5 protein-coding genes are annotated in these 6,082 nt (G+C 44.6%); 1 reads left to right on the top strand and 4 read right to left on the bottom strand.

Annotation, left to right across the window (positions count from 1 at the left end; genetic code table 11):
- The 4 genes from AB4496_RS05615 to AB4496_RS05600 all read right to left on the bottom strand — a co-directional run.
- On the bottom strand, positions 1–410 hold a 410-nt coding region (locus tag AB4496_RS05615; RefSeq protein ID WP_372130677.1), incomplete at its 3' end, for a TolC family protein.
- Entirely contained in the window at positions 385–2,616 is a 2,232-nt protein-coding gene (locus AB4496_RS05610; protein WP_009844976.1) for a response regulator, read from the bottom strand. The genes AB4496_RS05615 and AB4496_RS05610, both read right to left, overlap by 26 nt.
- A 3-nt stretch (positions 2,617–2,619) precedes the next feature.
- Positions 2,620–3,969: an HlyD family type I secretion periplasmic adaptor subunit gene (locus tag AB4496_RS05605; protein ID WP_009844977.1), complete on the bottom strand. Its 1,350-nt coding sequence runs from the start codon at positions 3,967–3,969 to the stop codon at positions 2,620–2,622.
- Positions 3,970–3,972: 3 nt separating this feature from the next.
- Positions 3,973–4,335 carry a hypothetical protein gene (locus tag AB4496_RS05600; protein WP_032555011.1) on the bottom strand — a complete coding sequence of 121 codons (363 nt, stop codon included), beginning with the start codon at positions 4,333–4,335 and terminating at the stop codon, positions 3,973–3,975.
- Positions 4,336–4,532: 197 nt separating this feature from the next.
- On the opposite strand from AB4496_RS05600, the gene AB4496_RS05595 reads away from it, so the two are divergent.
- Positions 4,533–6,082, top strand: a 1,550-nt coding sequence (locus AB4496_RS05595; RefSeq protein ID WP_372130676.1) for a tandem-95 repeat protein, incomplete at its 3' end; no start/stop codon positions are given.

Genomic DNA, 6,082 nt, shown 5'->3' with positions numbered 1-6,082 from the left:
GAAATGGTGCTTTGGACTTTGTTCTCGTGTTTAATCTCTTCAATATTGAAGTCGAGTTTTGCCGTCCCATATTTAAAAATGTCACCAAGATTGAATATGGACTGGGATAACGAAAGGCTGTAGCTGTTTGAGTTATAGCTAGAGGTTTCATCGGGTACGCTCGATAGCAAGGTTTCATTCTCGTTCCATGTGGTATCGGCAGCACCATTGAGTGAAGGCAGAAATTTAGAGCGACTGATCCCAATGTTGTATTCGTTCTCTTCCACACCTTTATCACTGGCGCGAAGAGACAGGCTGTTTTGCAGGCCGAGTTCTACCGCCTCAAGCAAGGTAGTCGCCGATGCTGAAGGTGTCGTGCTGAATGCGAGTGCAGCTATGATGCTGCTAGTTAAGTTTCTGTACCGCCACATACTTGTTGATCACCTTGATGATTTGGTCGCTTTTATAAGGTTTGCTGATCACGTAATCCATTCCGGCCTCAATACAAGCCTGGTGTTCGTTACTGCTGGTCAATGCGGTTGCACCTATGATGGTACAAGGGTTTTTCTCGTTCTCTTGTTCGAATTGGCGAATGCGTTTTGTTGCTTCGATGCCGCCCATACCCGGCATGATGCAATCCATGAAGATGATGTCAGAACGTTTATTCATGAAGTGCTTCACGGCATCGGCACCATCGCCAACGGTGTCTGGTTCATACTCTTGCTTGGTAAGAATTCGTTTCAGTAAGATCTGCTGAACTCGGTCATCCTCAACGATAAGGAATGAGCTGTTCTCCATCTGTTCTTCCGATGCTTCCGCTTCCATAATGGTGAGTAGGTTTGGAATGAACTCGTAAGGGATAGCAGGGGCGTTGATGATCTTGTCGACGAAGCTATGACACTCTTGTGCTTGCTGAGTGTTGGTCACTGACAACAGTAACTTGGTATTTGGGTGGTTCTTAAGTTGAGATTTGACCGTTTTACTCAACGACGGCAGCTTATTGGGTTCAAAGGTATCGGTCAGCATAATCGCATCGTAATCACCGAATGTTTTCGCCGCTGAGAAAAGCTCATTTGCAGTGCGAATCTCGGTGATGTCGAGCCCCAAATTGCTGAGCATCTTCTTCATCACATCGATACGGATTTGAGTATTGGCGCACAGCAGTAAACGCTTGCCATCGAAGCGCGTCTTCTCTGTGTGGAAATTCTTAGCTTTAAGATCAAGCTCGATCTGAAAACGTTCCTGTGCCCCTGACTGGAACCAGTGACTCTCGTAATAGCCGTAATCTTTCAGAACGCTTTTTGCTAAGTCATCTGTATTGGCTGTATGGTCTTTGTGTGCGCTCCAATGGAGTTTATTGAGCTTGGCAACAGAGACATCCAGCGTTGATAAGAAGTTGAGATTGATGGTGACACGGGTATTTTCCATGTCTGACGCCGCACCCGATTCAATCGTCACAAATAGCTTCTTATTTGATTTAAGTTGGATGGCGTTAGAAAGCTGCAGAAACAAGATCCAGAACAAGCTGGTGGATTGGCCTTCAACACGGTTCGGCAAATTATCAGAGATAAAGCAGTCGAGTTGACCTTCGTTCCTCTGAACTTTGGCGCTAATATGAATCATCAATTCAGACAACACGCTCAGTAGCGAGAATTCCTTCGACTTACTTTCCGTACCCTGTGAAATCAATCGGTTATAGTTTTCTGCTAACTCAGATAAGGTGCTACATGCTGAGGTAATATCCTTCGCCATCAATACGCCGTTTTCATCGGTTTCTTGAACCAGATATTGGACACCGCCGTTGATGGTGTTGGTGATACCGCGAATCTCATACCCGATCAGTGCATACAGCTGTTTGTAGAGATCGTTATTGCGCTTTTGGTCTTCCAATTTACTGAAAATCAGTTTGAGGTGAGAGTAGATCTGGCGTTGTTTCGGATTGATGCTCACTTCATTCAGAAGCTCTTCGAGTCTTTGTAAGTCGAGTTGTTTCAGCTCTTGATAGAGAGCATCGAACTCATAGTCGATTTCTCGTTCATTAGAGCTGGATTTCTTCAGCTTCAACATAGCAACTGAGTTCGATAGGACCGTGATTACTGCCAGTATCACGACCACCATAAACAACCAGATAAAGAACTCATTTTTCTCTGACATCAAGTCGCTCGCATGGTTGTTGAACATGGTGCGGTAGTTGTCGTCCATCTGTAGGTAGTTGTTGGTCAGTGACAGGTATAAGTCGAGTACGTCGTTGCGTGTTTTAGTGCTGTCGGAAAAGCGATTGATAGCTAATTCAAGTTGGGTGTATTCAGTCGCGCCAACCAAGCTGAACTCAGTTTTGTTCAAAGAGGCTAGCGATCTAAATTCATCTATTTCACGCTTCAAGTTAACTAGATTGAATTCGTTAGTACCACAAGTGTCGGTACTTAAGCACTGCTGTAGAGTTTGAATATCTTGTTCGATGGTCTGATTAAGCTTCTGAGCTTGTATGAGCAGTGGGGCACTTTGCACTTGAGCAACCGAATCTATTTTTGACCAAGAAAAGTATAAATAGAAAGCGAGCGCCGCTAGTACTACGCTGAACAATATGCTCAGACGTAGAGCTGGTACGGAAATGTTATAAGAAGGTTTTCCGCTCATTGATTACCTCTCATCGAATGCATCTTCGATGGCTGACATCACAGGTTTTGCAGCGTATTCGATCACGCGACGCGAGCCTGTTTTTACGTCGGCGGTAAATTCCATATAAGGTGATAATTTGTATTGAGTGCCTCCTCGTTCAAGAAAGTTTCGATCAATCTCAATCTCTGCCAAATAGAATTCGGCATCTTCTTCTTCGTATGATGAACGGCTAATTGAGGCGATGGTTCCCTCAACAAATCCATATTTTGCGAAGTTATAAGTATCCATTTTTACTTTTACCGCCTGGCCAATTTCAACAAACCCCATGTCTTTACGCGGAATTTTCGCTTCACCGTGTAGGGAGTTATTGATTGGAGCAATATCAGCGATACTCTCGCCGGGTGGTATTACCGCAGAACGGAAGTTGAAGTGTAATTTGTCGACCACACCATCCACTGGTGAGTAGACGATTAAGCGATCTACCTTATCGGAATGTTGTGGTTGCAAGATCCGTTTTAGTTTGAGGTCTTTATTGGCCTGAATGATCTGTGCTTGGTACTCAGAGTTACGATTCTCAACCAAATCTCGATGTTGTTTCTCGAGTTTGTCGAGTTGGAAACGTTCGTTCATGACGGACTCATCAAGGTTTTCAATCTCACGAACCATATTGGATTCTTGTACTTTCATATTTAGAACGTCGACATATGACGCCATCTCTTCTTTATAAAGCGTATTTTTGATGTTGAGTTGTTTGCGAATGAGCGAGAGTTGGTTCTCTGAGCTTTTGCGACGCTTTAGCATTGATCCAATTAGAGAGTTTTTGTGTTTAATATCGTGAGTGATCAGCTCTTCGTTAGAGCGGTTCTTCGAGAACTCTTGCTGCCAAGTATTCATGTTGACTTGAACTTGTTCTGGGTACTTTTCGATGTAAGAAGCAAAGTTTGGTTCGACCATGTCACGCAAGCTTTCATAACGAATTTTATCGAGTTCCAGCTGTATGATTTCGGTGTTCACTGTATCGAGTTGGGTGTTACGGTCGAGTGAGCGGATTCGAGCAATCGGCTGGCCTTCATACACAACTTCTCCTTTTCTCACTAACAGCTCTTCTAAAATACCGCCTTCTAGGTGTTGAACTTTCTCAACATCAGACTCTAGTAACAGCTCGCCACGCACAGAAACGACAATGTCGATGCGTGCCTGTGACGCTACGGCGATAGCCACCAAAGCAAGTAGAAAAATGATGAGTAACGTCTTGTGAACGCTAGTCATCGCACTTGCAAGCACGATGGTGTCATCTGCTGTGACCTTGGAAGCCTCGTTGTTAGAAACGAGCGCTTTTCTGAGATGATGCTCTATTTGGTTATTGCTCATGACCTACCTCGATGACTCGTCATCTACAACTTCCTTAATATCCAACAAGTGATTAATTTGTCTATTGACGTTTTGTAGTTCAGTTTTCACATCTTCTAAAAGCGCTTCCGGCGCAGGGAATTCGTGTTTACTCAAATGTTCCAACTTGGCCATTTTGGGCGGCAGGTCTTGGTCACACAGCAAGGTTAAGATGGTCTTCAATTTTTTTGAGTAGTTGTTGAGTTCGTCAAAGCGATTACTCTTATGAAGCGTTTCTATGTTGATTGCTGCGTCTGAAAAGTCCTTATAAAAGTCGCCTAATAGCAATTGCAGCCCTTTGTGGTTGTTGTCGATTGAACGCAACAAATTCGTCATGTCTATCATCATTCCACTGCCTTAATTGCTTTAATCACAATAACTAAGGATCTTTAAAGGCAGTTTTCAATTTTTTTTTTGCTTCTTTTCACTTCTTTATGCATAAAAAAGAAAATATGAAAAAAGTTGTATAAAAACTTGGTTTTTTAAAATGGTGTCCTTTAATGCCTCTAAATACGATCAGTTAGCTAGTAGCAACGGAGGCTGTAATGGCAGGCGAAAATAACCAAAACAACCAAAATGAAGATCTCAATGACGCGGTAGAACAGACGGACACGAACGACGCGGGTACGCCCTCCCAACAGCAGAATCAACAAAATCAACAGAACACGATTGCGTCGACGGTAGCGACGGGTGCTGAAAATACCGACGCGGCAGACGAAGTGAACCAAGCGTTGGAAGACAATCCAAGTGGTGCTGGTAATACAGAAGAAGCAGCAGCTTCTGGTGCTGCTGTTCAAGAAGAGACGCCAGAAAGCGATGGAGATTCAGATGCAGCTCAATCTAATGTAGTCGGTGGTGCGGCTTCGGAAGCTGGCTCGGATAATGCTGCTGGCAGTGGTGGCGGAGCAGGTGCTGGCGCTCAAGCCGTAGGTGGCGATAACGCAGAGGCTGCGACAGGTGGATCCGACGCTGAGGGTAATGAAGAACAAGGCCAAGCAGCACGTACCTCTGCAGCTCCGAGTGCTACATCTTCTGAATCTGATGGCCAACAAGTCGATGATGATCTCGATTCACAGACAGTAGAAGAGACATTCGCCGTTGATGTTCAAGCTTCTGACGAAGAGACCATCAGTGAAGTAGAAGATGACTTTGATTCTGAGACAACAAGTGAAACGTTCAAAATCAAGGTGGAAAGTGAAAATGATGCTCCGGAGGCTGAACAAGATCTGGCTTACATCATGGATGAAGATGGCTCCATAACATTTACTCAAGAACAATTACTCGAATACGCAAGTGATGTTGATGGTGATGAGCTTGTTGCTTCAAACGTTCAAGTCGGTGCAGATGCAACGGTTCAAGATAATGGTGACGGTACGTTCACAGTTGTACCTTCCGCTGACTTTAATGGCGAGCTAGACCTTACTTTTGATATCAGTGACGGCCAAGAAACCATAAGTAGCGCAATTGATTTAACGGTTCGTCCTATTAATGACGCACCTGTACCAGAAGATAAAACGTTTGAAATAGAAGAAGATGGCACGTTAATCTTCACCGATGCAGACCTGTTAACAGGTGCTACCGACATTGAAGGTGACAACCTTACTGTTGAAGGTGTGACCTACGATGGTGGCGACGGTATCCTGACCGACAACGGTAATGGTACATATACTTTCGCTCCGAATGAAAACTTCAATGGTGATGTAAACTTCGGCTTCGATGTCTCTGACGGAACCGATACGGTATCAGCCAATATCGATGTGAGCGTGACAGCGGTTGATGATGCGCCTGTTTCTGGTGACCTAGCGTACTCAATCGACGAAGACGGTTCGATTCGCCTAAGCCAAGAGCAACTGCTATCACAAGCATCTGATGTTGAAGGCGATGACCTGACAGCCAGCGATCTTACGGTTGGTGGTGATGCAACAGTCGTTGCGAACGATGACGGCAGCTTCACCATCACGCCAGATGAGAACTTCAATGGCGACATCGATATCAGTTTCGATATCTCTGATGGTACCAACACGGTTCAAGCTTCTGCAGACCTTACGGTTAATCCAGTTAACGATTTACCAGTCCCTCAAGATCAACAGTTCAG

The sequence above is a fragment of the Vibrio sp. 10N.222.46.A1 genome (assembly GCF_041473595.1).
Classification (GTDB): Bacteria; Pseudomonadota; Gammaproteobacteria; order Enterobacterales; family Vibrionaceae; genus Vibrio; species Vibrio tasmaniensis_A.
Note: the sequence above shows the minus strand (reverse complement) of the source record. Positions and strands in the feature narration are given on the sequence as shown.

Bases quoted from the DNA above. Each gene is read 5' to 3' on its own strand.
- AB4496_RS05610 (WP_009844976.1), bottom strand. From the start codon at position 2,616: ATGAGCGGAAAACCTTCTTATAACATTTCCGTACCAGCTCTACGTCTG.
- AB4496_RS05605 (WP_009844977.1), bottom strand. From the start codon at position 3,969: ATGAGCAATAACCAAATAGAGCATCATCTCAGAAAAGCGCTCGTTTCT.
- AB4496_RS05600 (WP_032555011.1), bottom strand. From the start codon at position 4,335: ATGATGATAGACATGACGAATTTGTTGCGTTCAATCGACAACAACCAC.